This window comes from Micromonospora sp. NPDC049139 (assembly GCF_055586845.1).
In genome coordinates, this window is the sequence record NZ_JBVJHK010000002.1 from 445,329 (window position 1) to 470,427 (window position 25,099).

The 25,099-nt window shown below is 71.9% G+C and carries 23 protein-coding genes; 13 read left to right on the forward strand and 10 right to left on the reverse strand.

What is annotated here, in order from left to right:
* Nucleotides 1-2 precede the first annotated feature (2 nt).
* From ACZ6Q9_RS05605 to ACZ6Q9_RS05615, 3 genes are read right to left on the reverse strand one after another with little or no spacing between them, the layout of a single operon-like run.
* Complete coding sequence (locus tag ACZ6Q9_RS05605) at nucleotides 3-959, reverse strand: ABC transporter ATP-binding protein (RefSeq protein ID WP_393261419.1); 957 nt, start codon at nucleotides 957-959, stop codon at nucleotides 3-5.
* Nucleotides 956-1,834, reverse strand: coding sequence for an ABC transporter permease (locus ACZ6Q9_RS05610; protein WP_363701158.1), 879 nt, complete (start codon nucleotides 1,832-1,834; stop codon nucleotides 956-958). Before ACZ6Q9_RS05610 ends, ACZ6Q9_RS05605 begins: the two co-directional genes overlap by 4 nt.
* Nucleotides 1,827-2,741 carry an ABC transporter ATP-binding protein gene (locus tag ACZ6Q9_RS05615; protein WP_350703954.1) on the reverse strand — a complete coding sequence of 305 codons (915 nt, stop codon included), beginning with the start codon at nucleotides 2,739-2,741 and terminating at the stop codon, nucleotides 1,827-1,829. The genes ACZ6Q9_RS05610 and ACZ6Q9_RS05615 overlap by 8 nt, the downstream gene beginning before the upstream one ends.
* A 223-nt stretch (nucleotides 2,742-2,964) precedes the next feature.
* On the opposite strand from ACZ6Q9_RS05615, the gene ACZ6Q9_RS05620 reads away from it, so the two are divergent.
* The 5 genes from ACZ6Q9_RS05620 (at nucleotide 2,965) to galT (ending at nucleotide 8,832) form a co-directional block, all read left to right on the forward strand.
* Complete coding sequence (locus ACZ6Q9_RS05620; protein ID WP_393450670.1) at nucleotides 2,965-4,479, forward strand: glycosyltransferase family 2 protein; 1,515 nt, start codon at nucleotides 2,965-2,967, stop codon at nucleotides 4,477-4,479.
* A gap of 87 nt (nucleotides 4,480-4,566) precedes the next feature.
* The gene (locus ACZ6Q9_RS05625) at nucleotides 4,567-5,121 is read left to right on the forward strand and encodes a DM13 domain-containing protein (protein WP_393450667.1); all 555 of its coding nucleotides are present in this window, start codon (nucleotides 4,567-4,569) and stop codon (nucleotides 5,119-5,121) included.
* A 114-nt stretch (nucleotides 5,122-5,235) separates the two neighbouring features.
* A complete protein-coding gene (gene cysC, locus ACZ6Q9_RS05630; RefSeq protein WP_393450664.1) occupies nucleotides 5,236-6,765 on the forward strand; it encodes an adenylyl-sulfate kinase in 1,530 nt (509 codons plus the stop codon).
* Between the two features lie 127 nt (nucleotides 6,766-6,892).
* Nucleotides 6,893-7,708: a DeoR/GlpR family DNA-binding transcription regulator gene (locus ACZ6Q9_RS05635; protein ID WP_393261426.1), complete on the forward strand. Its 816-nt coding sequence runs from the start codon at nucleotides 6,893-6,895 to the stop codon at nucleotides 7,706-7,708.
* Complete coding sequence (gene galT / locus ACZ6Q9_RS05640) at nucleotides 7,705-8,832, forward strand: galactose-1-phosphate uridylyltransferase (RefSeq protein ID WP_396827926.1); 1,128 nt, start codon at nucleotides 7,705-7,707, stop codon at nucleotides 8,830-8,832. Before ACZ6Q9_RS05635 ends, galT begins: the two co-directional genes overlap by 4 nt.
* 347 nt (nucleotides 8,833-9,179) lie before the next feature.
* Here the strand turns inward: galT and ACZ6Q9_RS05645 are convergent, their stop codons facing one another.
* The 3 genes from ACZ6Q9_RS05645 to ACZ6Q9_RS05655 all read right to left on the reverse strand — a co-directional run bounded on the left by ACZ6Q9_RS05645 (nucleotide 9,180) and on the right by ACZ6Q9_RS05655 (nucleotide 12,251).
* The gene (locus tag ACZ6Q9_RS05645; RefSeq protein WP_393450661.1) at nucleotides 9,180-9,704 is read right to left on the reverse strand and encodes a DapH/DapD/GlmU-related protein; all 525 of its coding nucleotides are present in this window, start codon (nucleotides 9,702-9,704) and stop codon (nucleotides 9,180-9,182) included.
* Between the two features lie 105 nt (nucleotides 9,705-9,809).
* The gene (locus ACZ6Q9_RS05650; RefSeq protein ID WP_396827928.1) at nucleotides 9,810-10,796 is read right to left on the reverse strand and encodes a LysR family transcriptional regulator; all 987 of its coding nucleotides are present in this window, start codon (nucleotides 10,794-10,796) and stop codon (nucleotides 9,810-9,812) included.
* 237 nt (nucleotides 10,797-11,033) lie between these two features.
* Complete coding sequence (locus ACZ6Q9_RS05655) at nucleotides 11,034-12,251, reverse strand: NADP-dependent isocitrate dehydrogenase (RefSeq protein WP_350703963.1); 1,218 nt, start codon at nucleotides 12,249-12,251, stop codon at nucleotides 11,034-11,036.
* Nucleotides 12,252-12,388: 137 nt separating this feature from the next.
* On the opposite strand from ACZ6Q9_RS05655, the gene ACZ6Q9_RS05660 reads away from it, so the two are divergent.
* Nucleotides 12,389-13,195 (forward strand): MBL fold metallo-hydrolase, encoded by an 807-nt coding sequence (locus tag ACZ6Q9_RS05660; protein ID WP_396827931.1) that lies wholly within the window; start codon nucleotides 12,389-12,391, stop codon nucleotides 13,193-13,195.
* 59 nt (nucleotides 13,196-13,254) lie between these two features.
* On the opposite strand, the gene mdh is transcribed toward ACZ6Q9_RS05660, so the two are convergent.
* The gene (mdh, locus tag ACZ6Q9_RS05665) at nucleotides 13,255-14,205 is read right to left on the reverse strand and encodes a malate dehydrogenase (RefSeq protein WP_350703967.1); all 951 of its coding nucleotides are present in this window, start codon (nucleotides 14,203-14,205) and stop codon (nucleotides 13,255-13,257) included.
* Nucleotides 14,206-14,390: 185 nt separating this feature from the next.
* Nucleotides 14,391-15,251, reverse strand: a complete 861-nt coding sequence (locus ACZ6Q9_RS05670) for a bifunctional methylenetetrahydrofolate dehydrogenase/methenyltetrahydrofolate cyclohydrolase (RefSeq protein WP_393261439.1) — start codon at nucleotides 15,249-15,251, stop codon at nucleotides 14,391-14,393.
* A gap of 429 nt (nucleotides 15,252-15,680) precedes the next feature.
* Here ACZ6Q9_RS05670 and ACZ6Q9_RS05675 point away from each other — a divergent pair, with 429 nt between their 5' ends.
* The 5 genes from ACZ6Q9_RS05675 (at nucleotide 15,681) to ACZ6Q9_RS05695 (ending at nucleotide 21,552) form a co-directional block, all read left to right on the forward strand.
* Entirely contained in the window at nucleotides 15,681-17,285 is a 1,605-nt protein-coding gene (locus tag ACZ6Q9_RS05675; RefSeq protein WP_357694326.1) for a peptide ABC transporter substrate-binding protein, read from the forward strand.
* Between the two features lie 85 nt (nucleotides 17,286-17,370).
* The gene (locus ACZ6Q9_RS05680; protein WP_393450647.1) at nucleotides 17,371-18,309 is read left to right on the forward strand and encodes an ABC transporter permease; all 939 of its coding nucleotides are present in this window, start codon (nucleotides 17,371-17,373) and stop codon (nucleotides 18,307-18,309) included.
* Nucleotides 18,310-18,372: 63 nt separating this feature from the next.
* Nucleotides 18,373-19,329 (forward strand): ABC transporter permease, encoded by a 957-nt coding sequence (locus ACZ6Q9_RS05685; protein ID WP_393261445.1) that lies wholly within the window; start codon nucleotides 18,373-18,375, stop codon nucleotides 19,327-19,329.
* Nucleotides 19,330-19,502: 173 nt separating this feature from the next.
* Nucleotides 19,503-20,540: an ABC transporter ATP-binding protein gene (locus ACZ6Q9_RS05690; RefSeq protein WP_393261449.1), complete on the forward strand. Its 1,038-nt coding sequence runs from the start codon at nucleotides 19,503-19,505 to the stop codon at nucleotides 20,538-20,540.
* Nucleotides 20,524-21,552 carry an ABC transporter ATP-binding protein gene (locus ACZ6Q9_RS05695; RefSeq protein WP_393450644.1) on the forward strand — a complete coding sequence of 343 codons (1,029 nt, stop codon included), beginning with the start codon at nucleotides 20,524-20,526 and terminating at the stop codon, nucleotides 21,550-21,552. The genes ACZ6Q9_RS05690 and ACZ6Q9_RS05695 overlap by 17 nt, the downstream gene beginning before the upstream one ends.
* Nucleotides 21,553-21,689: 137 nt before the next feature.
* Here the strand turns inward: ACZ6Q9_RS05695 and purH are convergent, their stop codons facing one another.
* Together purH and purN are read right to left on the reverse strand one after the other, a co-directional pair.
* Nucleotides 21,690-23,261, reverse strand: coding sequence for a bifunctional phosphoribosylaminoimidazolecarboxamide formyltransferase/IMP cyclohydrolase (purH, locus tag ACZ6Q9_RS05700; RefSeq protein ID WP_357455469.1), 1,572 nt, complete (start codon nucleotides 23,259-23,261; stop codon nucleotides 21,690-21,692).
* Nucleotides 23,258-23,878, reverse strand: coding sequence for a phosphoribosylglycinamide formyltransferase (purN, locus tag ACZ6Q9_RS05705; protein WP_393261457.1), 621 nt, complete (start codon nucleotides 23,876-23,878; stop codon nucleotides 23,258-23,260). Before purN ends, purH begins: the two co-directional genes overlap by 4 nt.
* Before the next feature lie 182 nt (nucleotides 23,879-24,060).
* Between purN and ACZ6Q9_RS05710 the strand changes: the two genes are divergently transcribed.
* Both ACZ6Q9_RS05710 and ACZ6Q9_RS05715 read left to right on the forward strand, forming a co-directional pair.
* A complete protein-coding gene (locus ACZ6Q9_RS05710) occupies nucleotides 24,061-24,363 on the forward strand; it encodes a CD225/dispanin family protein (protein WP_393261458.1) in 303 nt (100 codons plus the stop codon).
* Nucleotides 24,364-24,383: 20 nt separating this feature from the next.
* Nucleotides 24,384-25,046, forward strand: a complete 663-nt coding sequence (locus ACZ6Q9_RS05715) for a hypothetical protein (RefSeq protein WP_396827937.1) — start codon at nucleotides 24,384-24,386, stop codon at nucleotides 25,044-25,046.
* Nucleotides 25,047-25,099: the final 53 nt, after the last annotated feature.

Genomic DNA, 25,099 nt, shown 5'->3' on the forward strand with positions numbered 1-25,099 from the left:
GCTCAGGCCTCCACCAGGTAGGAGAAGACGCTCTCCAGGGACTCGTCCTCGGGCACCAGTTGCCGCACCCGGATGCCCTTCGCCAGGGCGATCTTCGGCAGCGCGCGGGTGAACGCGCCGTAGTCGCCGGCCCGCACGGTCAGCCCCGCGCGGCCCAACTCCACCCCGGTCACCGACGCCTCCGCCATCAGCGCCACGGCGAGCGCCCGGTCGTCGGTGGAGTGGACGGCGAAGACGTGCGGCCGGTTGGTCATCAGCCGGCGGATGGTGCGGAAGTCGCCGGAGGCGGCGAGCCGGCCGGCGACCATCACCTGGACGGTGCCGGAGACCTGCTCGACCTCCTCCAGGATGTGCGAGCTGAACAGGATCGTCCGGCCGGCGTCGCCGAGGCGGTGCAGCAGCTCCATCATGTGCAGCCGCTGACGCGGGTCCATCCCGTTGAACGGCTCGTCCAGCAGCAGCACCTGCGGCTCGTGCACGAGCGCGGCGGCCACCCGGGCGCGCTGCCGCATGCCCTTGGAGTACGTGCCGATCCGGCGGTCCTGCGCCCCCTCCATCTCCACCAGGGCGATCGCCCGGCGGGCCGCCGCCGCCGGGTCCGGCAGCCGGTGCAGCTTCGCGCTCGCCAGCACGAACTCGTACGCGCTGAGGAAGGTGTGCACCGCCTCCCGCTCGCTCACCAGGCCCAACCGGCGGTAGACCTCCGGGTTGCGCCAGGTGGGCCGGCCGTCCAGGGTCACCGCGCCGCGCGACGGGGCCAGGAAGCCGGCCATCATGTGCAGCAGGGTGGTCTTGCCCGCGCCGTTCGGGCCGAGCAGCCCGGTGACGCCGGGCCCGAGGGTCATGCTGACGTCGTTGACCGCCACCACGTTGCCGTACCAGCGGGAGACGCCGGCGAGGTCCAGGGTGCTGGCGGCGGTCGCGGCCCCCGCCGCGGGCTCGGCGCTCGTCGTGGTCATCGGGCGGCCACCTTCCGGTATCGCAGCAGCAGCAGGGCGACGCAGCCGGCCACGAGCAGCACGGCGGCGGCCGCGTAGACCGGGCCGAAGTCGCCGATCATGAGCCCCTCCTGCCCCTTGGGGAGCAGGTCGCCGAGGGCCCAGTCGCCGACGCCCCGCACCAGCGTGGACGGCGAGGCGAGGAAGGCCAGCTCGTTGACCGTCCGGGACGGCATGATCGACAGGGTGCCGACGACCGGGGTGGTCATCAGGAACACCGCCACGATCCCGCCGGCCGCGAACGCCCGCTTGCCGGTCAGCGACGCGACGAGCAGGCCGACCGAGGCGAAGACCACCGCCCAGAGCCCGGCGTAGAGCAGGCCCGGCAGCAGGTCCAGCAGCTCGTTCCAGACCCCGCGCATGCCGTCGTCGGTGGTGAAGGCGGCGCCCAGGAACATCACCAGCTGCGGGCCGCCGAGCAGCAGCCAGAGCGCGGTCACCAGCGCCAGCAGCTTGGCCAGCGGGTAGTCCGACCGGGGCAGCGGCCGGGAGAAGTAGAGCGGCAGCACCCCGCTGCGCAGGTCCCGGGAGACCAGCTCGGGGGCAACCACCGCGACGAAGAAGATGACGAGCCAGCTCATGTTGTCGGCGAACTGGGCGTACGTCATCACCGCCTCGCCGATCTGGCTGCGCACCGCGGTGAGGCCCGCGGCCACCACGGTGACGATGCCGACCACCAGCCAGGGGAAGATCTTGGCCTTGGCGCTGCGCCCGAACCCGAACGCCGTACGCAGCCCGTGCAGGTAGAGCGCGCCGAAGACCTGCCGGCGTCCCAGGCGGGGGCCGGTGTAGCGCTGGTAGCCGATGTCGTGGATGACACCGGTGGGTTCAGGCATGGCTGGGCTCCCTCGTGGCGAAGAGCTCGGCGACCCGGTGCCGGCGCTGGTCGAGCCGGTGCAGCGGCAGGTCCAGCTCGGCGACCGCGCCGAGGATGAGGTCGTAGGTGGCGTCGTCGGCGAGCTCGACGAGCAGCAGCCGCCCGTCCCGGCGTACCGGCAGGCGCAGCGCGGCGAGCCGGGCGGCCAACTCCTCGGTGCCCTCGCTGACCTCGACGGCGAGCACGTCGGTGGCCGACGTCATGGCGGAGATGTGGTCGGCCCGCAGCAGCCGCCCGCCGTCGATGGCGACCAGCGTGTCGCAGATCCGCTCCACCTCGCCGAGCAGGTGCGAGCAGACCAGCACGGAGATGCCGAACTCGGTGCCGATCCGGTGCACCAGGGCCAGCATGGCGTCCCGGCCGGCCGGGTCGAGGCCGTTGGTCGGCTCGTCGAGCAGCAGCAGGTCGGGGTCGTGCACCAGGGCCTGGGCGAGCTTCACCCGCTGCTTCATGCCGGTGGAGTAGCCGCCGACCGGGCGGTAGCGCTCCTCGTAGAGCCCGACGTGCCGCAGCGCCTCGGAGGCCCGCTCGCGGGCGACCGTACGCGGCAGCCCGCTGATCCGGCCGAGGTGGGTGACCAGCTCGGCGGCCGAGAGGTCCGGCGGCAGGGCGTCGTGCTCGGGCATGTAGCCGACCCGGGCGCGGACCCCGGCGGAGTCGGTGGTCGGGTCGAGCCCGAGCACCCGGACCCGCCCGCTGGTCGGGGCGAGGAGGCCGAGCAGGATCTTGATCAGCGTGGACTTGCCGGCGCCGTTCGCGCCGACCAGTCCGATGATCCCCGGCTCGACCGCGACGGTCAGGTCGGCCAGCGCGGTGACCCCACCCCCGTACGTCTTGGTCAGCGACTCGGTCGCGATCAGTGTCACGACGTCCAGCGTAGGAGGCCGACGCCCCTGCTGGGAGCGGCACGCCCCCGGCGCTCCCCTGATCCTCGCGGCCCGAGTCCCCTAGGGTCCGGTCCCCGTGACCGGGAACCTCACGGAAATCCGCCCGCAACCTCGACGGCCGGTGATGCGTCCACTCTAGAGCGGGGTCACCGCTGGCCGGGACGGACCGGGGTCCGCCGGCGACCGACACACGGGGAGGATCATGACCGGCGAAACGCCGTTGCCCAAGGTGAGCGTGGTGGTTCCCACGCACGACAGCGGGCCGCACATCGAGAAACTCGTGGCCTCGCTGCTGCGCCAGTCGCTGCCTGCGACGGAGTTCGAGGCGGTCTTCGTCGACGACGGCTCGACCGACGACACGCCCGAGCGGCTCGAGAAGATCGCCGCCGAGCACCCGCACTTCCGGGTGCTGCGCATCGAGAACTCGGGCTGGCCGTCCCGGCCGCGCAACCTCGGCGTCGCGCACGCCCGGGGCGAGTACGTGTTGTTCGCCGACGACGACGACTGGCTCGGCGACGAGGCGCTCGAACGGATGTACGGCTGCGCGCGGGCCCACGACTCCGACGTGGTGGTCGGCCGGATGGCCGGGCACGGGCGCGGCGTGCCGCGCGAGCTGTTCCGGCGGAACCGGTTCGACGCCACGCTCGCCAACTCGCCGCTGATCGACAGCCTCACCTGCCACAAGATGTTCCGCCGCGCCTTCCTCGACGAGCACGGGCTGCGGTTCCCGGAGGGGCCGCCGCGGCGCCTGGAGGACCACCGGATGGTGGTCCGGTCGTACCTCCTGTCGAGGCGGACGTGCGTGCTGTCGGACTACACCTGCTACCACCACGCCCGCCGCGGCGACGCCGGGAACGTCACGGCCAGCCGGCTGGACCCGGCGGAGTACTACGCCAGCCTGCGGGAGGCGCTCGACATCGTCGACGCGCACACCGAGCCGGGGCCGCTGCGCGACCGGCTGCACCGGCGATGGCTGCGCAACGAGATGCTCAACCGGGTACGCGGCCGGCGGATGCTCGACGCCCCCGAGGAGTGGCTCGCGCAGGTCGTCCGGGAGATCCAGGGGGTGATCCGGGAGCGGTTCGCGCCCGAGGTCGCCGCCGGCCTGCCCCCGCTGCAACGGGTGCTGGCGCACCTCGCCGAGCAGGGCCGGGTCGCGGACCTGCGCCGGCTGGCCGAGTGGGAGACGGGCGTCCGCGCCGTCGGCGCCGTCGACCGCATCGAGCGGGCCGGCAGGACGCTGACCGTCGACGTCTCCGCCCGGCTGGTGTCCGCCGGGCGGCCGCTCGCCTTCGCCGAGGACGGCGGCCGGGACCTGCTGGTGCTCCCGGTCGACGGGCTGGACCGGGAGCTGCGCGACCTCACCGGGGCGCTCGGCCGCAGCAGGCTGGACGTCGTCGCCCGCCGCGGGCAGACCAGCGAGGAGGTTTTCCTGCCGGTGTCGTTCGCCACGGAGCGGGTGCCCGCCGGCGACGGCACCGCGCACGTCGTGCACCGGGCCACCGCCACGATCGACTTCACCGCCCTCAACGGGGGCCGCACCGCGGGCACCTGGTCGCTGAAGGCCCGGGTCACCAGCGCCGGCTGGACCGAGGACGCCCGCCTGCCGCTGCTGCTGCGCTGCGCCGCCGACGGCGCCGCCCCGGTGGTGGAGGACGAGCGGGCGCTCTGGCACCGGCTGCGCCGGGCCGTGCGGCGCCGGATCAGGCGGCGCTGACCGGCCGGGGCAGCTTGAGGCCGGCTCGGGCGGGTCGGCAGGACATCGACCGGTGACAGGACGGCACTGGCCCGACAGACTGTCCACATGCTCACGCGACTGCTCCGCACACCGTTGACCTGGGTCGTGGCCGTCGTCCTCGTCGCCGGGTCGGCGTTCGGCCTCTACTGGTTCCAGCCCTGGAAACTGGTCACCGACGACGAGGTCGACGAGACGCTCTCGACCGTGGAGGCGGCACCGGGCCCGACGGCTCCCACCACCGGCGCCACGGCCTCCCCCACCGGGCCGGTCCTGATCAGCCGGGGCGAGTTCGTGACCCACGAGCACGACACCTCGGGCACCGCCCGGATCGTCCGTACCCCTGACGGGCGGCACCGGCTGGAACTGGTCGGGCTGGCCACCTCCAACGGCCCGGACCTGCGGGTCTGGCTCACCGACCAACCGGTGCGGACCGGCACCGCCGGCTGGCGGGTCTTCGACGACGGCCGGTGGGTCGAACTGGGCCGGCTCAAGGGCAACAGGGGCGACCAGGGGTACGACATCCCGGCCGAGGTCGACCTGACCGGCGTGACCAGCGTCTCGATCTGGTGCAAGCGGTTCGCCGTCTCGTTCGGCGCGGCACCGCTGGCTCCGCTCCGCTGATCCGCCGGCCGCCGGCCGCCGGCGCGGCGCGGCGTGGCGTGGCGTGGAGTGGCGCTCTCGACCGATCGCCGACAGGCTGAGAAACTGTGTGCCGGTCAGCGGGTTGGGGGATGGATGAGCAACGGCTGGGTGGTGCCCGACGAGGTGCTCCGGGACGCGCCGGCGTACACGCCGCGCCCCGGCGAGCTCGCCGACCTGGAGCTGCTGCTGACCGGGGCGTACGCCCCGCTGACCGGCTTCATGACCCGCGCCGACCTGGTCTCGGTGAGCCGCCGGGGCCGGCTCGCCGACGGCACCCCGTGGCCAGTGCCGGTGACGCTCCAGGTGCCCTCGGCGCTCGCCCAGGGCCTGGACCCGCGCGACGAGGCGCGCCGCACCCTGGTGCTGACCGACGGCGAGGGCGCGCCGGTCGCGGTGCTGGAGGTCGCCGACGCCTGGCAGGTCCGCGACGGGGTGGCGGGTGTCGGGGGCACGGTCCGCCGGCTCGGCGACGGCGGTCACGGCCCGTTCCAGCGGCTGCGCCGCACCCCCGAGGAGGTACGCGCGCTGCTGCCGCCCGGCCGGGTGCTCGGGGTGGTCGCCGACCGCCCGTTGCACCGGCCGCAGCTCGCCCAGATCGCCCACGCCGCCCGCACCCTCGGCGCCCACCTGCTGGTGATGATCCCCGTCGGCGAGGACGGCGTCGGTGGGCTGCCCCCGGAGGCGCTGGTGCGCGGCATCTTCGCCGCCCGGGACCGGATGCCGCCGGCCACGCTGGTCGCCGTGCCACTCAGCCGGCGCCGCGACGAGATCAGCGACGCGCTGCTGCGGGCCCGGGTGTCGGCGGCGTACGGGGTGACGCACCTGCTCTCCACCGGTGAGATGCTCTCGGGCGCGGGCCTGCGGGTGCTGGTGCCGCGCGAGCTGGCCTACGACAACCGCGACGGGCAGTGGCGCTGGCGGGAGGACATCCCGCCGCGCAACCGGCGCCTGGCCCTGACGCAGGCGGAGATCGACGACCTGCTGGACCGGGGCTTCCCGCTGCCCGAGTGGCACACCCCGCCGGCGGTGGCGAGGGAGCTGGCCCGGGCCCGTCCGCCCCGACGGCACCGGGGCCTGGTGGTCTTCCTGACGGGGCTCTCCGGCTCCGGCAAGTCGACGATCGCGCGCGGCCTCGCCGACGCGCTGCGCGAGCAGGGCGACCGGACGATCACACTGCTCGACGGCGACGTGGTGCGCCGGGAGCTCTCCGCCGGCCTGGGCTTCGGCAAGGCCGACCGCGACCTCAACGTGCGGCGGATCGGCTGGGTGGCCGCCGAGATCGCCCGGCACCGCGGTGTCGGCATCTGCTGCCCGATCGCCCCGTACGCACAGGCGCGCGCGACCGCCCGGGAGATGGCCCTGGCCGCCGGGGCCGGTTTCCTGCTGGTGCACGTCGCGACCCCGCTGGAGGTCTGCGAGCAGCGCGACCGCAAGGGCCTGTACGCCCGGGCCCGGGCGGGCCTGCTCACCGGGATGACCGGCATCGACGACCCCTACGAGGAGCCGACCGACGCGGACCTGGTGGTCGACACCAGTGACCTGACGGTCGACGAGGCGGTCCAGGCCGTCCTGCACCACCTGACCGAGACGGGCTGGGTGGAACCCCGGCTCCAGTCCATCTGAGCCGCCCCCGTTTCCTTCCGTTGATCCGCCCCTGTTCCTTCCGTGGGTCATTCCTCCGCGCTAGTGTTCGTCTTTGTTCGAACACGTTTGACCGCGTGAGGGCGCGGGGAGCACGGAGGTGCGACGGATGCTGGCTCAGCAGCGCCAGGCGGCCATCCTGGACCGGGTACGCGCCACGGGCGGGGTACGGGTCACCGACCTGGCCGTCGAGTTCGGCGTCTCCGACATGACCATCCGGCGCGACCTGGAGGCGCTGCACGAGCGTGGCCTGCTGGCCAAGGTGCACGGCGGCGCCACGGTCGCCGGCCCCGGCTCGACCGACGAGCCGGGGTTCCGGGCCAAGTCGGTGCGGCAGCTGGCGGAGAAGGCGGCCATCGCGGGGCGGGCCGCGGAACTGGTCCGGCCGGGCGCGGCGATCGCCCTGTCCGCCGGCACCACCACCGCCGAGCTGGCCCGCCGGCTGGTCGACGTGCCGGGCCTGACCGTGGTCACCAACTCGCTGCCGGTGGCCGAGATCCTGCACGTCGGGGGCCGCCCGGACCAGACCGTGGTGCTCACCGGCGGGGTGCGTACGCCCTCCGACGCCCTGGTCGGGCCGCTGGCCGTCGGCGCGATCCGGTCGCTGCACCTGGACCTGCTCTTCCTCGGGGTGCACGGGATCAGCGAGCGGGCCGGGTTCACCACGCCCAACCTGATGGAGGCGGAGACCGACCGGGCGCTGGTGGCCGCCGCCGACCGGCTGGTGGTGCTCGCCGACCACACCAAGTGGGGCACGGTCGGCATCTCCGCCATCGTCGAGCTCTCCGCCGCCCACGTGCTGGTCACCGACGACCGGTTGCCTCCCGAGGCGCGGCGGTCGCTCGGCGACCGGGTGGGCGAACTGGTGGTCGTGCCGGCGGCGGACGGGGCGCGGGCGGCCACGCCGACGGGGGTGGCGCGATGAAACGCACCGCGATCGAGCTGGCCGACGGCCGCGAACTGATCTACTTCGACGAGCGGGACGACGTCGTCCGCGACCAGCCGGACCGGCGCGAACTGCCCCCGCCGCCGCCCGCGTCGCAGCTGCGCCACGACCCGCTGACCGACGAGTGGGTGGCGGTCGCCGTGCACCGGCAGACCCGCACCTTCCTCCCGCCGGCCGACCAGTGCCCGCTCTGCCCCACCACCGCCGGTCGGCTCAGCGAGATCCCCGCCCCCGACTACGACGTCGCCGTCTTCGAGAACCGGTTCCCCTCGCTGAGCGGCCGGGTGGCCGACGAGCCGGCCGAGATCACGCCGTTCACCCCGGTCCGGCCCGGCCGGGGCCGTTGCGAGGTGGTCTGCTTCACCGACGACCACAACGCCTCCTTCGCCGGCCTGCCGCCGCGCCGGGTGCGTACCGTACTGGACGCGCTCGCCGACCGGACCGCCGTGCTGAGCGAGCTGCCCGGCGTGGAGCAGGTCTTCCCGTTCGAGAACCGGGGCGTGGAGATCGGGGTGACGCTGCACCACCCGCACGGTCAGGTCTACGCGTACCCCTTCGTGACGCCACGCACCCGGGCGATGCTGGCCGCCGCCCGCCGGCACGCCGACCGCACCGGCGGGCGCAACCTCTACGCCGACGTGCTCGCCGCCGAACGGGCCGCGGGCGACCGGGTGGTCGCCGCCAACGAACACTGGACCGCGTACGTCCCGGCGGCGGCGCGCTGGCCGTTCGAGGTGCACGTGGCCCCGCACCGGCCGGTGCCGGACATCCCGGCGCTCGACGACGCCGAGCGGGACGCCTTCGGCCCGCTCTACCTCGACGTGCTGCGCCGCTTCGACGGGCTGTTCGACCTGCCGATGCCCTACATCGCCGCCTGGCACCAGGCCCCGGTACGCGTCGACCGCGAGCTGGGCCACCTGCACCTGCAGCTGTTCAGCATCCGGCGGGCCCGGGACAAGCTGAAGTACCTGGCCGGCTCGGAGTCCGGCATGGGCGTCTTCATCAACGACATCGCCCCGGAACGCGCCGCCGACCTCCTGCGCACCGTTCGAAAGGAGGGGCACCTTCCTAACGCCCACGGTAGAGGAAGGGCCCCTTCCTAACGTCTGGTGGCACCAGCGCGTCAGGCAAAAGGTGGTGCAGACAGGGCGCGGGGGGCCCGGGACAGGGCCCCCCGCAGGGAAGGGACGGCTGGCTGTGCGCGACAGCCGGGAAGGTTGGCTGATCGGCACGCTTGCCGCGAGGCGACCGCGGTCAACCTTCCTGGACGCGACTGGCATCTCGTCCACCCAGGTCAACGAGGCGCGCCGAAGCAGGTGACGCCAGCGGCGTGTCACCCCCGACACGCCGCCGCCCCGAATGCCCAGGGCCCCGGATGTCGCTGGCCACGGCGTCGTCGGCAGCGGAAACTCGGCGGTGAGCGGGGCTCGGTGTGGCCCCGGACAGGTCGTCACCACCGTCGTCGTACGGTTGCCTTCCGGCCGGTCACCAGGCTCGCCGCCGGAACGTCGTCGGTCACGACCGCGCCGGCGGCGACCACGGCGTCACGGCCGATGCTGACGCCGGGAAGGATCGTGGCACCGGCGCCGATCCACACGTTCTCCGCCACATCGATGGGCCCGCCGCTCAGCCACCCCCGTCGCTCCGCAGGATCGACCGGATGACCGACGGTGATGAACGTGGCCCTTGGTCCGACCATCACGCGCTCGCCGAGCCGGATGCCGGCGTAGTCCAGGAACGTGCAGTTCTGGTTGATGAACACGCGCTCCGCGAGGTCCAGGTGAAGGCCGTGGTCCGTGTAGAAGGGCGGATAGATCGTGACTCTCCTCGACAGCGGCCTGCCGAAGATCTGTTCGAACAGTTCCGCCCTGCCCGCTTCGTCGTCGAAGGGCAGGACGTTCAGGCGGGAGGTGAGTTCGGTGACCCGCAGGACCCTCTCGGCCATGGCCTGGAACTCGGCGCCGTGGATGCGCATGAGACGGTCGCTGGACATGCAGGATCCTTTCTGGTGTACCGGTGACCGGACAGGACTCACCGGGCGCGCTGGTGACGCGACGACTGCTGCCAGCAGCCGATCGGGTCATCCTTGTCGGGGCCGGGACCGGCGAGCGTCTGCGCTGCCGCTGTCGCCGCTGCGTGACGTCGTCGCCCAGGACGGGCGCCAGACCGTCCCAGGGAGCGCGGGCAGGGCTCGGAGGTGGGTGATGACTCCCCGGATCCCGGGATGTGGATTCGTTCTGGGGAGGATGAGAGAGATCGGGTACGCGAGGGTCGGACCCACGACAGGGATGCGGCGTAGGTCGTGGTTCGTCGGCCAGACGTACCGGTCGCGTGCCCCCACGAGAGTGGCCACGTCCGCGGAGGCCGCGAGGGTGTCCAGGAGCACTTCGTCGCCGAAGTGCGGGCCTGCCGCGTCGATGCGCAGGTCGAATTCGGTGGTGAGCTGATCGTAGAAATCCGCCCATTCGCTTCGGGGCGCGATCCCCGGCACCCATATCCGGTGCCTGCGCAACTGCGGTGGCGTCAGTCTTCGCGCGGAGGCGAGCGGATGCCCCGGGCCGACGAGAAGTTCCAGCGGAGAGTCGAACGCGTGGATCATCTGCACGTCGGGCGGCAGTGCGTCCAGGGCGGTGACGGAACGGAACGAGGCGTCGACGTCGCCCGCTTCGACGGCGGCGACCGCCACGCGTGGGTCGTCGACCCGGAGGGTCACCACGTCGAGGTTGATTTCGGGATGCGACCGCCAGTAGTCGTGCAGCACGACGGCCTGCGCGCTTCGCAGGCCGAGAACGTCGATCCGAAGGGCCCGGAAGCCCGGCCTGACCGCGGTGATGGCGCGCTCGACACCCGCGACGATGCTCCGCGCGTGGGGGAGAAACGCCCGACCGTCGAGCGTCAGCTCGACCCCTCGGGCGGTACGTGTCAACAGACGGACTTCCAGCTCGCGCTCCAGGGCGGCGATCCGCTTGGAGACTGCCTGCTGCGTGACGCCCAGTTCCTCGGCCGCGCGCTGCAACTGTCCGAGCTCGGCCGCCCGGACGAACGATCGCAACGCCTCGGTGTCCACCGGTTCACCCTAGGCGCGCACAACTGATCGTTGTGGCTCGCCGTGGGCCGGTTGTTCGACCAGGCTCCGGCGTGACGGGCCCCGACGAGGGGCGGGCGAGGAGTCGGGAAGGCGGGGAGAGCGACAGGCGGAGAGGGCTCCGGGAGGAAGGGCAGGAGCCCGCCGGCGGGTGCCGGCGGGCTCCTGTGTGACCCGGCGGCAGCACCACGACGGTGCCGCCAAGGGGCGCCTGGAGGATCAGGCGGAGAGCTTGCGCGCCAGGTTCTCGTCCAGGGCGTTCATGAACTCGTCGGTGGTCAGCCACGGGGCGTCCCGCGAGATGAGCAGCGCGAGGTCCTTGGTCATCTGGCCACCCTCGACGGTGTCGATGATGACCTGCTCCAGGGTGTTGGCGAACTCGGTGACCGCCGGGGTGCCGTCCAGCTTGCCCCGGTGGGCCAGGCCCCGGGTCCAGGCGTAGATGGAGGCGATCGGGTTGGTCGAGGTCTTCTCGCCCTTCTGGTACTGCCGGTAGTGCCGGGTGACGGTGCCGTGTGCGGCCTCGGCCTCGACCGTACGGCCGTCCGGGGTCATCAGCACCGACGTCATCAGGCCCAGCGAGCCGAAGCCCTGCGCGACGGTGTCGGACTGCACGTCACCGTCGTAGTTCTTGCAGGCCCAGACGAAGCCGCCCTCCCACTTCAGCGCGGCGGCGACCATGTCGTCGATCAGCCGGTGCTCGTAGCTGATGCCGGCGGCCTCGAACTCGGCCTTGAACTCGTTCTCGAACACCTCGGCGAAGATGTCCTTGAACCGGCCGTCGTACGCCTTGAGGATGGTGTTCTTCGTCGACAGGTAGACCGGGTAGCCGCGGTCCAGGCCGTAGCGCATCGAGGCGCGGGCGAAGTCCCGGATCGACTCGTCGAAGTTGTACATGCCCATGGCGACGCCGCCGCCGGGGAAGTTGGCGACCTCCATCTCCACGGGCGCGGAGCCGTCGGTCGGGGTGTAGGTGATGGTCACCGTGCCCGGGCCGGGGACGACGAAGTCGGTGGCCTTGTACTGGTCGCCGTGGGCGTGCCGGCCGATGATGATCGGCTTGGTCCAGCCGGGGACCAGCCGCGGCACGTTGGACATGATGATCGGCTCGCGGAAGACGACGCCGCCGAGGATGTTGCGGATGGTGCCGTTCGGCGACCGCCACATCTTCTTCAGGCCGAACTCCTCGACCCGGGCCTCGTCGGGGGTGATGGTCGCGCACTTGACGCCGACGCCGTGCTGCTTGATGGCGTTGGCGGCGTCCACGGTGACCTGGTCGTCGGTCTCGTCGCGGTACTGAATCGACAGGTCGTAGTAGTGCAGGTCGACGTCGAGGTAGGGCAGGATCAGCTGCTCCCGGATCTGCTTCCAGATGATCCGGGTCATCTCGTCGCCGTCGAGCTCCACGACCGGGTTGTTTACCTTGATCTTCGCCATCGGCCGGCGCTCCTCTCGGGGGACTCGTGCTCAAGCAGTACGAGCGTACTGGAAACTGGCTTGCAGTCCCCAGCCGGCCTCGGTCGGCCGGAAAAACGGGGTGGCACGGCACGGGACCGCGCTGGCACCATCGCCCGATGCCACCGCGCCGCACCCTCGGGTCTATCACGGTCACCGCGCTCACCGACGGCGAGGGCCCGTTCTTCCAGCCCCGCGCCGAGGCGTTCCCGGACGCCACGCCGGAACACTGGCGCGCGGCCGACCGGCGGGACCCGGCCACGGTGACCGCCGACGGGCGGTGGTGGCTGCCGTTCCGCAGCTTCGCGATCCGCGCCGGGGACGGCCCGGTGACCCTGGTCGACGCCGGGATCGGCCCGGCCGACGCCCCCGCGTCGAGCTGGGCGCCGGTGCCCGGGCGGCTGCCGGCCGAACTCGCCGCCGCCGGCATCGACCCGGCCGACGTGCGCACGGTGGTGCTCACCCACCTGCACACCGACCACATCGGCTGGGCGGTCACCGGTTCGCCGGGCACGCCATACTTCCCGAACGCCGACTACGTGCTCCAACGGGCCGAGCTGGCCGCCGTGGAGAGCATCAACCCCGGACTGCCGGCCGGGCTGGCCGCGCCGTTACGCGCCGCCGGCCAGCTCCGGGTGGTCGACGGCGAGGTGCGGCTCGATCCGACGGTAAGGCTGCTGCCGACGCCGGGGCACACGCCCGGACACCAGTCGGTGCTGCTGGAGGTCGACGACGAGCGGCTGCTGGTCACCGGCGACCTGCTGGTGCACGCCGTGCAACTGGTCGCCCCGGAGCTGGCGTACGCCCACGAGGAGGACGCCGCGGCGGCCCGCGCGTCGCGGTTGGCGCTGCTGCGCGACCTGGCCGCGCGCGGCCCCGCGGTGCTCGCCACCCCGCACCTAGGCGAGGCGTTCGTGGCGCTGTAGGGGCGCGACGACGAGGGGGCACGCCGGCGGACCGGCGTGCCCCCTCGTCGCGTGACGGATCACATGTTGGCGACGTCGGCCTGCTTGGCGCGGACGGCCTCGGCGGCCTCCTTCAGGCTGGCCAGCTCGTCGGCGTCCAGGTCGGTCTCGACGACCCGCTTGACGCCCTCGGCCCCGATCTCCGCCTCGACGCCCAGGTAGACGCCGGAGATGCCGTACTCGCCGTCGACCCAGGCGCAGACCGGCATGACCTCGCCGGAGTCCTCCGCGACGGCCTTGGCCATCCGGGCGGCGGCGGCGGACGGGGCGTAGTACGCCGAGCCGGTCTTGAGCAGCGCGACCACCTCGGCGCCGCCGTTGCGGGTCTTGACGACCAGCTCCTCGATCTGCTCGGCCGGCATCGCGTCGCGCAGCGGCTTGCCGTTCACCGTGCTCTTCGACGGCACCGGCACCATCGTGTCGCCGTGCGAGCCGAGGGTCAGGGTCTTCACCGACTTCACCGGTACGCTCAGCGCCTCGGCGACGAAGTTGGTGAACCGGGCGGTGTCCAGCATGCCGGCCTGGCCGAGCACCCGGTTCTTCGGGAACTGGGTGGCGAGCTGGGCCAGCGCGGTCATCTCGTCCAGCGGGTTGGACACGACGATGACGACGGCGTTCGGGGCGTACTTGGCGACGTTCTCGGAGACCTGGCGGACGATCTTCGCGTTCGTCTCCAGCAGGTCCATCCGGCTCATGCCCGGCTTGCGCGGCAGGCCGGCGGTGATCACCACGACGTCCGAGCCCTCGATCGCCTCGTAGCCCTCGCCGTTCGGGCCCGTGGTCACGCCGACGACCTTGGTCTCGAAGCCCTCGACCGCGCGCGACTGGTTGAGGTCCAGGGCGAGACCCGCGGGCTTGCCCTCCACGATGTCGGTGATCACGACGGTGTCGAAGACGTCGTACTCGGCCAGGCGCTGCGCGGTGGTGGAGCCGTAGAAGCCGGCCCCGACGACAGTGACCTTCTTACCCATGGTCGTCCCACTCCCTGCTACCAGTCGGTTTTCCGGACCGTATCAGTCATCCTGGCACCGATCCGGTCAGGGGCGGACGGTTATGACCCCGATGGGCCGTACGCGCGGGCGCAGTCGCCCCCGCAGGTGTAAGGAAGGGACCCTTCCTCTACCTCAGGCGTTAGGAAGGTGCCCTTCCTAACGCCTCAGTCGCGTTCGGCGCGCTCGACGACGTTGGTCAGCAGCATCGCGCGGGTCATCGGGCCGACGCCGCCCGGCATCGGCACCAGCTTGCCGGCCACCTCGGCCGTCTCCGGGGCGACGTCGCCGGTGTAGCGGCCCTTGCCGTCCGGGCCGATCACCCGGGTGATGCCCACGTCGACCACCACCGCGCCCGGCGTGACCATGTCGGCGGTGAGCAGGCCCGGCACCCCGGCGGCCACGATGACGATGTCGGCGGCGCGGGTGTGCGCGGCGAGGTCGAGGGTGCCGGTGTGGCACAGCGTCACGGTGGCGTTCTCGCTGCGCCGGGTCAGCAGCAGGCCGAGCGGGCGGCCGACCGTGTTGCCCCGGCCGACCACGGCGACCTTCGCCCCACGCAGCGCCACGTCGTGCCGGCGGAGCAGCTCGACGATGCCGCGCGGGGTGCAGGGCAGCGGGCCCTCGTAGCCGAGGACGAGCCGGCCGAGGTTGACCGGGTGCAGGCCGTCGGCGTCCTTGTCGGGGTCGATCAGCTCCAGCACCCGCTGGGTGTCGAGGTGACCCGGCAGCGGCAGCTGGACGATGTAGCCGTGGCAGGCCGGGTCGGCGTTGAGCTCGGCGAGCACCGCGTCGACCTGCTCCTGGGTGGCGTCGGCCGGCAGCTCCCGGCGGATCGAGGCGATGCCCACCTCGGCGCAGTCGCGGTGCTTGCCGTTGACGTACGCCTGGGACCCGGGGTCGGCGCCGACCAGGACGGTGCCCAGCCCGGGAGTGATGCCGCGTTCCGCCAGTGCCTTGACCCGTGTCCGCAGCTCGTCCTTGATCTGGGCCGCGGTCGCCTTGCCGTCCAGAAGCGTCGCCGTCACGCCCAGATCGTCTCACGGTCGAAGCCCGGTGATCCGACGACCTGCGCCAGCCAGCCGGCCGACCACGAAGAGTGACGTGCATTTCATCACTGTGAGTTACTGCGCGTGGGTTCGGTCACAGCCGCATCCGGACGCCGCGACCGCGACGGGGACGGCGCCGGACAGCAGGGACGGGGCGGCGCGGGAGGGCCGATAGGCGGCGGCGACAGCCACCCGCCTCGCGACAGCCCGCAGGTGAGGCGACATTTGTCGACCCGACGGCTATAGCAGGAGAGATCGGCCGCCGCAAGGCCCCGGGGCCCGCTCCGTTATCGCTTCGCAACGCGCTCGTTGTCGAACGCCAACCCGCGACCTACCGTTGCCCAACGTTGCGTAGCGTAAACCCAGCGCCGGGTCTGACTGCGCAGCGTGAGGAGATGAGGAGGCTACATGCGCGTGCGCAGGCTCGCTACCTGGACCGCCCTCCCGCTCGCGGTGACCCTGGGCCTGGTGGCCTGCGGCTCGGGCGGCGACGGCGGATCCGGCGAGAGCAACCCCGACGCGGCCGTGCGGATCGAGATCGCCGAACCGCAGCACCTGGTGCCGACCAACACCAACGAGACGAGCGGCTCGCAGGTGCTCAGTGCCCTGTTCAGCCCGCTGGTCGACTACGACGAGGCCAACAAGCCGTACGAGGTGGCGGCCGAGTCGGTGACGTCCGAGGACAACACGACCTGGACGGTCAAGCTCAAGGACGGCTACACCTTCCACAACGGCGAGAAGGTCACCGCCGACAACTACCTCGACGCCTGGAACTACGGCGCCTACGCGCCGAACGGGCAGAACTCGAGCTACTTCTTCGAGAAGATCGCCGGCTACGAGGACCTGCAGGGCGAGACGCCGAAGGCCAAGACGCTGACCGGCCTGAAGAAGGTCGACGACCTGACCTTCACCGTCACGCTCTCCGAGCCGTACAGCGAGTTCAAGACCATGCTCGGCTACACCGCCTTCTACCCGATGCCGAAGGCCGCGTTCTCCGCGCCCGGCGTGCTGGCCGAGGGGTACGAGCAGGCGCCGGTGGGCCAGGGCCCGTTCAAGATGAAGGGGACCTGGCAGCACGACGCCAAGGTCGAGGTCGAGAAGTACGACGCCTTCCCCGGCGAGAAGCCGAAGGTGGCCGGCGTCGAGTTCCGGATCTACCAGCAGCCGACCGCCGCGTACGCGGACGTGCTGTCGGACAACCTGGACGTCATCAAGACCATCCCGACCGAGAACCTGTCGACGGCCGGCACCGACCTCGGTGACCGGTTCAAGCAGAGCCCGGCCTCGTCGCTCCAGGTGCTGGCGTTCCCGACGTTCCAGAAGGAATTCAGCAACCCGGACGTGCGCAAGGCGATCTCGATGGCGATCGACCGGGACGAGATCACCAAGTCGATCTTCAAGGACTCGCAGCAGCCCGCCCGCTCGTTCGTCTCGCCGGTCGTCGCGGGCTACCGCGACAACACCATCGGCGAGGCCGGCGAGTTCGACCCGGCCAAGGCCAAGGCGCTGTACCAGGCCGCGGGCGGCCCGGCGAAGATCGAGCTGTCCTACAACGGCGACGGCGGCCACAAGGACTGGATCGACGCGACCTGCAACCAGCTCAAGGCCAACCTGGGCGTGGACTGCGTGGGCAACGCCGAGCCGAAGTTCGCGGACCTGCTGACCAAGCTCAAGGCCAAGCAGCCGGTCGGCCTGTTCCGGATGGGCTGGGTCATGGACTACCCGTCCATGGAGAACTACCTGGGCCCGCTGTACAGCAGCAACGGCTCGTCGAACTACTACGGCTACAGCAACCCGGCGTTCGACAAGCTGCTCGCCGAGGGCGCCAGCGCCGCGAACGAGGACGAGGCGGTCAAGAAGTACCAGGCGGCGGAGGACCTGCTCGCCAAGGACCTGCCGGTCATCCCGCTGCGGTACGGCCAGAACAACTTCGGCCACTCGACCAAGGTCAAGAACGTGGAGATGGACCTCTTCGACCGGGTCGACCTGCTGAAGATCGAGGCCGTCAAGTAACAGCGCGGCACGACGGGTCGGGTCACCGACGGACGGTGACCCGACCCGCCATCCTCTTCACCCCTTTTCAGAGAGACTGCCAAGTATGTTCCGCTTCATCCTGAGGCGTCTGCTCCAGATGGTCCTCGCGTTCTTCGGGACCACGCTGATCGTCTACGCGCTGATGTTCGCCGGCCAGGGCGACCCCATCCAGGCGCTGGCCGGGGAGCGCCCGGTCACGGCCGCGCAGCGGGCATACCTGACGGAGAAGTTCCACCTCGACCAGACCGGGGTCGGCGGCTTCTTCTACCGCTACTTCGACTACATCAAGAACCTCCTGCAGGGCGACCTCGGGCAGTCGCTCACCGGGCGCTCGATCGGCGACATCCTCGCCGCCGCCTGGCCCGTCACGGTCAAGCTGGCGCTGATCGCCATGGCCGTCACCATCGTCTTCGGGGTCACCGCGGGTGTCCTCGCCGGCATCCGGCGGGCCAGCATCTTCGACAACTCGACGCTGCTGCTGACCCTGCTGGTGCTCGGCATCCCCACGATCGTGCTCGCCCCCCTCGCCCAGTACCTGCTCGGCGTCAAGTGGCAGCTCTTCCCGCCCACCGCCGGCGCCGACCCCGACCTGTACGCGCTGCTGCTGCCCGGCATCGTGCTCGGCTCCCTCTCGCTGGCCACCGCGCTGCGGCTGACCCGGACCTCGGTGGCGGAGAACCTGCGCGCCGACTACGTCCGGACCGCCCGCTCGAAGGGGCTGGCCAGGCGGCGCATCGTCAGCGTCCACGTGCTGCGCAACTCCCTCATCCCGGTGGTCACCTTCCTCGGCGTCGAACTGGGCAACCTGATGAGCGGCGCGATCATCACCGAGGGCGTGTTCAACATCCCCGGTGTCGGCTTCAACCTCTTCCGCGGCATCCGCACCGAGGACGGCCCACTGGTGGTGGGCATCGTCAGCGTGCTCGTCGTGGTCTATCTCGTCTCCAACCTGGTGGTGGACGTCCTGTACGCCGTACTCGACCCGAGGATCCGCTATGAGTGAGCGCAGCGAACGAATCATCAACGCGGCGTTCCGTGCCGGCGCCGAGCGCAGCGAGGTGCTGGCATGAGTGACTTCGAGACTGTCGCTGCTTCGGAGAACCAGGCCGCGCGGCGGGGGCCGTCGGGCGAGCCGGGCGCGCCGGGTCAGGCGGGCGTACCGCAGAAGCCGCGCAGCCTGGCCGGCGACGCCTGGCGCGACCTGCGCCGCAACCCGATCTTCTGGATCAGCCTCGCCCTGGTGGTGCTGGTCGCCGCCATGGCCGCCGTGCCCGGCCTGTTCACCACGAACGACCCCCGCGACTGCGTGCTGGCCCGCCAGCACGCCGGCCCGTCCGGCGGGGCGATCTTCGGGTACGACTTCCAGGGCTGCGACACGTACTCCCGGGCGGTCTACGGCGCCCGCGCGTCGCTGCTGGTCGGTGCCCTCTCCGCGCTGCTCACCGGCCTGATCGCGCTCGTCGTCGGGATGGTCGCCGGCTACTTCGGCCGCTGGGTCGACGCGGTGCTCTCCCGGGTGATCGACATCGTGCTCGGCATCCCGCTGCTGCTCGCCGCGATCGTGCTGCTGAAGCGGGTGAACAGCGACAGCTCCGCGGTCCGGATCGGCGCGGTGATCTTCGTGCTGGCGATCCTCGGCTGGACCACCGCGGCCCGCGTCGTCCGCTCCTCGGTGATCACCGCGAAGGAGCAGGACTACGTGGCGGCGGCCCGGATGCTCGGCGCCGGCGACGGCCGGATCATGCTGCGGCACATCCTGCCGAACGCGCTCGCCCCGGCGATCGTGGTGCTGACCATCGCGCTCGGCTCGTTCATCGCCGCCGAGGCGACGCTCTCCTTCCTCGGCATCGGCCTGAAGGCGCCGACGATCTCCTGGGGCATCGACATCGACGCCGGCCGGGTGCACATGCGGGAGTCGGCCACCCCGCTGGTCGTCCCCTCGACGTTCCTCGCGCTGACCGTGCTGGCGTTCATCATGCTCGGCGACGCGATCCGCGACGCGTTCGACCCGAAGCTGCGGTGACGGATGCGAACGAGCGCAGCGAGCCCCGCGTTCGCGGGCGAAAGGCAGGAACCCGTGCGAGCGCGAGGAGTGAGCGCAGCGAGCCCCGCAGTCGCGAGCGAAAGGCAGGAACCCGTGCGAGCGCGAGGAGTGAGCGCAGCGAGCCCCGCAGTCGCGAGCGAAAGGCAGGCACCGTGAGCCAGTCCGCTGTCCGGCCGACGCCGGCCTCCCCGACACCCGAGGGCGGGCACCTGTTGGACGTACGGGACCTGCACGTCGAGTTCCGCACCGGCGAGGGCGTGGCCAAGGTGATCAACGGGGTCTCGTACCACCTCGACCCCGGCGAGACGCTCGCCGTGCTCGGCGAGTCCGGCTCCGGCAAGTCGGTCACGGCGCAGGCGATCATGGGCATCCTCGACACTCCCCCGGCGCTGATCCGCTCCGGTCAGATCCTCTACCAGGGTCGGGACCTGCTGAAGCTGTCGGAGGAGCAGCGCCGGCAGGTGCGGGGCAAGGAGATCGCGATGATCTTCCAGGACGCCCTCTCCGCGCTGAACCCCGTCTTCCCGGTGGGCTGGCAGATCGGCGAGACGCTGCGCCAACGCGAGGGCATGTCCAAGGCGGACGCCCGCCGGCGGGCCGTCGAGCTGATGGACCTGGTGAAGATCCCGGCCGCCGCCAACCGGCTCGGGGACTACCCGCACCAGTTCTCCGGCGGCATGCGCCAGCGCGTCATGATCGCGATGGCGCTGGCCATGAACCCGAAGGTGCTGATCGCCGACGAGCCGACCACGGCGCTGGACGTCACCGTGCAGGCCCAGATCATGGACCTGCTGGCCGACCTGCGTCGCGATCTCGACATGGCGATGATCCTGATCACCCACGACCTCGGCGTGGTCGCCGGCGTCGCGGACCGGATCGCCGTCATGTACGCCGGCCGGATCGTCGAGCACGCCGACGTCCGCTCGCTGTACCGGGCGCCGGCCCACCCGTACACGAAGGGGCTGCTGGAGTCGATCCCGCGGATGGACGTGCGGGGTCAGCAGCTCTCCACCATCAAGGGGCTGCCGCCCAACCTGATGCGGATCCCGTCCGGCTGCCCCTTCCACCCCCGGTGCCCGTACGTGCAGCAGGTCTGCGTGGACGTGGTGCCGCACGACCTGGTCCTCGGCGACGGCCGGACCAGCGCGTGCCACTTCGCGCAGGAGGTCCGTGATGACAGCGCCCGCTAGCCCGACCAAGGTCCGGGGCGAGACGATCCTCGCCGTCGACAACCTCGTCAAGCACTTCCCGATCCGCCAGGGCGTGCTGTTCCAGAAGCAGGTCGGCGCGGTCAAGGCCGTCGACGGGGTCAGCTTCGAGCTGCGCCGCGGCGAGACGCTCGGGGTGGTCGGCGAGTCCGGCTGCGGCAAGTCCACCCTGGCCCGGCTGCTGATGCGGCTGGAGACGCCGACCGCGGGCCGGGCCACCCTGGAGGGCCGGGACCTGTTCAAGGCCTCCGGCGCCGAACTGCGCCGGCTGCGGCGCAACATGCAGATGGTCATGCAGGACCCGTACACCTCGCTGAACCCACGGATGACGGTCGGCGACATCATCGGCGAGCCGTTCGAGATCCACCCCGACGCGGCGCCGAAGGGCAGCCGGCGGCAGCGGGTGCAGGAACTGCTCGACGTGGTCGGCCTCAACCCGGAGCACATCAACCGGTACCCGCACCAGTTCTCCGGCGGTCAGCGGCAGCGCATCGGCATCGCCCGGGCGCTCGCCCTGCGGCCCGAGATCATCGTCTGCGACGAGCCCGTCTCCGCGCTCGACGTGTCCATCCAGGCGCAGGTGATCAACCTGCTGGAGCAGCTCCAGGACGAGTTCGGCCTGTCGTACGTCTTCATCGCCCACGACCTGTCGGTGGTCCGGCACATCTCCGACCGGGTCGCGGTGATGTACCTCGGAAAGATCGTGGAGATCGGCACCGAGGACGAGATCTACGAGCGGGCCACCCACCCGTACACCCAGGCGCTGCTGTCGGCGGTGCCGGTGCCGGACCCGGACGCCCGCGACCGGCGCACCATGATCCGGCTCACCGGGGACGTGCCGAGCCCGGCCGACCCGCCGAGCGGCTGCCATTTCCGCACCCGCTGCTGGAAGGCCCAGGAGGTCTGCGCCCGCGAGGAGCCGCACACGGTGCTCCGCGCCGCGGACCCGCACCCCTCGGCGTGCCACTTCGCCGAACTCCGCCCCACCCCCTGACCCACCCCGCCCCCGCCGCCGCGATCTTGCACTTTGTGCCCGCGAATCGCGTGCTTCGTCCCGTATGCCGGGGCACAAAGTGCAAGATCGCCGGGAAGCGAGGGGGTGAGGGGCGGGGGAGGTAGAGGGCTGGGGGGTCAGTGGAAGAAGTGGCGGGTGGCGGTGAAGTACATGGTGACGCCGGCCTGCTTGGCAGCGGCGATCACCTCCTCGTCACGGATCGAGCCGCCCGGCTGGACGATCGCTCGGACGCCCGCGTCGATGAGGATCTTCGGACCGTCGGCGAACGGGAAGAACGCGTCGGAGGCGCAGACCGCGCCGCGGGCGCGTTCCGCCCCGGCCCGACTGACCGCGAGCTGCGCCGAGTCGACCCGGTTGACCTGGCCCATCCCGACGCCGACGGTCGCCCCGTCCTTCGCCAGCAGGATCGCGTTGCTCTTCACCGCGCGCACCGCCCGCCAGGCGAAGGCCAGGTCACGCAGGGTCGCCTCGTCGGCCGCCTCGCCCGCGGCCAGTCGCCAGTTGGCCGGGTCGTCGCCGTCGGCGTCGATCCGGTCCGCCATCTGCACCAGCACGCCCCCGGTGACCTGCCGCCACTCGGCCGGCAGCGGGTCGAAGGCCGGCGCGCGCAGCAGCCGGATGTTCTTCTTGCCCTGGAGAACCTCCACGGCGCCCTCGTCGAAACCGGGCGCCACCAGCACCTCGGTGAAGATCTCCGAGACCTGCCGGGCCAGCTCGACCGAGACCGGCCGGTTGACCGCGATCACCCCGCCGTACGCGGACACCGGGTCGCAGGCGTGCGCCTTGCGGTGCGCGTCGGCCACGTCGGCGCCGACGGCGATGCCGCACGGGTTGGCGTGCTTGATGATCGCCACCGCCGGCTGGTCGGCGAAGTCGTTGGCCGCCCGCCACGCGGCGTCCGCGTCGACGTAGTTGTTGTACGACATCTCCTTGCCGTGCAGCTGCTCCGCCTGGGCGAGCCCGGCGGGGCTGGACGGGTCGACGTAGAGGGCCGCCGCCTGGTGCGGGTTCTCGCCGTAGCGCAGCACCGCCGAGCGGCGCAGCGCCAGCCCGGCGAAGCCCGGCCAGCCGTCCTGCTCGGGCGCCAGCACGGCGGCGCACCACTCGGCCACCGCCACGTCGTACTCGGCGATGACCGCGAACGCCTGGGCGGCCAGCACGCGGCGCTGGGCCAGGGTGAAGCCGCCCTCGTCGAGCGCGGCGAGCAGGGCCGGGTACGCGGCCGGGTCGGTCACCACGGCGACCGAGGCGTGGTTCTTGGCAGCCGCCCGGACCATCGCCGGCCCGCCGATGTCGATCTGCTCGACGCACTCCTCGACGCCCGCGCCGGAGGCGACCGTGGCCTGGAACGGGTAGAGGTTGGAGACCAGCAGGTCGATCCCCGCGATGCCGTGCTCGTCGAGCTGGGCGGCGTGCGAGTCCTTGCGCAGGTCGGCGAGGAGCCCGCCGTGCACCTTCGGGTGCAGCGTCTTGACCCGGCCGTCGAGGATCTCCGGGAAGCCGGTCACCGCCTCCACCGGGGTCACCGGCACTCCGGCTTCGGCGATGGTCGAGGCCGTGCTGCCGGTCGAGACGATCTCCACCCCGGCCGCGTGCAGCGCCCGGGCCAGCTCGACCAGGCCGGTCTTGTCGTAGACGCTGACCAGCGCCCGCCTGATCGGGCGGCGTTCGTCCTGAGTGGAACTCACGGGACCGTGACCTTTCTTCCGGTGATCGTCCAACCTTCGCGGACCAGGCGGCCCACCTGCTCGACGAGCTGGTGCCGCTCGGCGTCCTTGATGCGCTCGGTGAGCGTCTCCACGTCGTCGTCGTCGCGCACCGGCACGGCGACCTGCGCGACGATCGGGCCGGTGTCCATTCCGGCGTCGACGAAGAACAACGTCGCCCCGGTGACCTTCACGCCGTAGGCGAGGGCGTCGCGCGGACCGTGGATGCCGGGGAACGCCGGCAGCAGCGTGTTGTGCGTGTTCAGGTAGCGGTCGCCGAAGGCGGCCAGGAAGCGCGGGCCGACCAGCTTGAGGAAGCCGGCGGAGATGACCAGGTCGGGCCGGTACTCGGCGACGCGGGCGGTCAGCGCGGCGTCCCAGTCCTCGCGGGTGGAATGGTCGGCGACCCGCTCGACGAAGGTCGGCACACCCGCCGCGGCGGCCCGGTCCAGCCCGGCGATGCCGTCGCGGTCGGCCCCGACGGCGACCACCCGGGCCCCGTACGCCGGATCGGCGCAGGCGTCGAGCAGGGCCTGGAGGTTGCTCCCGGAGCCGGAGACGAGGACGACGATGCGGGCGGCGGACGCGGGCTCGGTCACCTGACCAGCCTATCGGGCAGGCCGACGGTTCCATCCGCTGGGCAGCGCGACATTCACCGACGACGTGATTGGGCAGAACCGGGTACGCTGCCGGTCGCTCGGGACCGGCGCACGCGTCCGGCCCGCACCCGTCAGTGATCCGGCACCCCAGGGGTGTCGAGTGGAATGAGGAGTACGCCGAGATGCAGCCCGGATACCAGCCGCAGCAGCAACCGCCGGTCAACAACAACATGGCGATGTCGATCGTCGCCATCTTCCTCTTCTGGCCGCTGGCCATCCCGGCCATCATCAACGCCTCGAAGGTGAACACCCTGCTGCAGCAGGGCGACTACGCCGGGGCCCAGGCCGCGGCCGCCGAGTCGAAGAAGTGGTCCAAGTGGGCGCTGATCGTCGGCATCAGCTGGTACGTGATCGTTCTGGTGTGCTGCCTGCTCGGTGGCCTCGCCGGATTGGCTGGCGGCGGCAGCTCGGCCAGCACCTACTGACAGAACTGCGAGGAGTTCGCATGCAGCCCGGTTACCCCGGTCAGGATCCCTACGGTCAGCAGCCGCACCAGGACCCGACCGCGCCGCACCACGACCCGTACGCCCCGCCGGCGGCGGCGCCGTACGGTCAGCAGCCCACCTCCGGGCAGCCGAACGACCCGTACGCCGCACCGCAGAACCCCTACGGCCAGCCGCCCACCTCGGGCCAGCCCTACGGCCAGCCGCCGACCTCCGGCCAGCCCTACGGCCAGCCGCCGACCTCCGGCCAGCCCTACGGGCAGCCGCCGACCTCCGGCCAGCCGTACGGCCAGCCGCCGACCTCCGGCCAGCCGTACGGGCAGCAGCCGTACCAGGATCCGTACGCCCAGCAGGCGTACCCGCCGCCGCCCATGTACCCGAACGCCGGGTTCGCCGGCAAGGGGCCGGGGCAGCAGCAGAACACCCTCGGCCTGGTGTCGATGATCCTCGGCATCGTGTCGATCCCGCTGGTCTGCTGCTATCTCGGCATCCCGCTGGGCATCGCCGCCGGGGTGACCGGCTGGATGGGCAAGCAGAAGGCCGCCCAGGGGCTGGCCGACAACCAGGGTCAGGCCCTCGCCGGCCTGATCTGCGGCGCCATCGGCGCCGCGCTGGGCCTGCTCCAGATCGCCCTGTTGATCTTCGGGGTCACCTACCAGCCCTGACCGGCACGGCACGGAAGGGGCGTCCCGGCTCGGCCGGGGCGCCCCTTCCGCGT

Coding starts and splice junctions, on each gene's coding strand:
- ACZ6Q9_RS05605 (WP_393261419.1), bottom strand. CDS start 959: ATGACCACGACGAGCGCCGAGCCCGCGGCGGGGGCCGCGACCGCCGCC.
- ACZ6Q9_RS05620 (WP_393450670.1), top strand. CDS start 2,965: ATGACCGGCGAAACGCCGTTGCCCAAGGTGAGCGTGGTGGTTCCCACG.
- ACZ6Q9_RS05680 (WP_393450647.1), top strand. CDS start 17,371: ATGTTCCGCTTCATCCTGAGGCGTCTGCTCCAGATGGTCCTCGCGTTC.
- ACZ6Q9_RS05675 (WP_357694326.1), top strand. CDS start 15,681: ATGCGCGTGCGCAGGCTCGCTACCTGGACCGCCCTCCCGCTCGCGGTG.
- ACZ6Q9_RS05715 (WP_396827937.1), top strand. CDS start 24,384: ATGCAGCCCGGTTACCCCGGTCAGGATCCCTACGGTCAGCAGCCGCAC.
- ACZ6Q9_RS05635 (WP_393261426.1), top strand. CDS start 6,893: ATGCTGGCTCAGCAGCGCCAGGCGGCCATCCTGGACCGGGTACGCGCC.
- ACZ6Q9_RS05655 (WP_350703963.1), bottom strand. CDS start 12,251: ATGGCGAAGATCAAGGTAAACAACCCGGTCGTGGAGCTCGACGGCGAC.
- ACZ6Q9_RS05610 (WP_363701158.1), bottom strand. CDS start 1,834: ATGCCTGAACCCACCGGTGTCATCCACGACATCGGCTACCAGCGCTAC.
- cysC (WP_393450664.1), top strand. CDS start 5,236: ATGAGCAACGGCTGGGTGGTGCCCGACGAGGTGCTCCGGGACGCGCCG.
- ACZ6Q9_RS05645 (WP_393450661.1), bottom strand. CDS start 9,704: ATGCGCATCCACGGCGCCGAGTTCCAGGCCATGGCCGAGAGGGTCCTG.
- ACZ6Q9_RS05685 (WP_393261445.1), top strand. CDS start 18,373: ATGAGTGACTTCGAGACTGTCGCTGCTTCGGAGAACCAGGCCGCGCGG.
- ACZ6Q9_RS05695 (WP_393450644.1), top strand. CDS start 20,524: ATGACAGCGCCCGCTAGCCCGACCAAGGTCCGGGGCGAGACGATCCTC.
- ACZ6Q9_RS05660 (WP_396827931.1), top strand. CDS start 12,389: ATGCCACCGCGCCGCACCCTCGGGTCTATCACGGTCACCGCGCTCACC.
- ACZ6Q9_RS05710 (WP_393261458.1), top strand. CDS start 24,061: ATGCAGCCCGGATACCAGCCGCAGCAGCAACCGCCGGTCAACAACAAC.
- mdh (WP_350703967.1), bottom strand. CDS start 14,205: ATGGGTAAGAAGGTCACTGTCGTCGGGGCCGGCTTCTACGGCTCCACC.
- galT (WP_396827926.1), top strand. CDS start 7,705: ATGAAACGCACCGCGATCGAGCTGGCCGACGGCCGCGAACTGATCTAC.
- ACZ6Q9_RS05625 (WP_393450667.1), top strand. CDS start 4,567: ATGCTCACGCGACTGCTCCGCACACCGTTGACCTGGGTCGTGGCCGTC.